General features: G+C 33.6%; 1 protein-coding gene. It reads right to left on the minus strand.

Going from position 1 to position 253, the window contains the following annotated elements; translation table 11 throughout:
• A partial coding sequence (locus ABCO64_RS10360) for a hypothetical protein (protein WP_343089407.1) occupies positions 1-198 on the minus strand: 198 nt, incomplete at its 3' end.
• Positions 199-253 lie beyond the last annotated feature (55 nt).

Genomic DNA, 253 nt, shown 5'->3' on the forward strand with positions numbered 1-253 from the left:
ACCATTAATTTTAGTGAAATTGCTGGCGTTTGGGTCAATATCTAACGTTTTTAACTTTTCTTCATCAAAATGGAGTAAGCTACCGTATTGGCGAACTTTCCCATCATTAGTCAGTACCGTTTTTTCATGTTGTTTTAAAACACTGACTGGTGATTCAAAATATAAGAAACTTTCATCTTGGTATAAAAGTTCATGCATACGATCTGGATAAATGGCTTCGTAGGTTTCGATTAAATCTAATACATACGTGAAG

Origin of the sequence: Methanocalculus natronophilus, from assembly GCF_038751955.1 — an archaeon.
Classification (GTDB): Archaea; Halobacteriota; Methanomicrobia; order Methanomicrobiales; family Methanocorpusculaceae; genus Methanocalculus; species Methanocalculus natronophilus.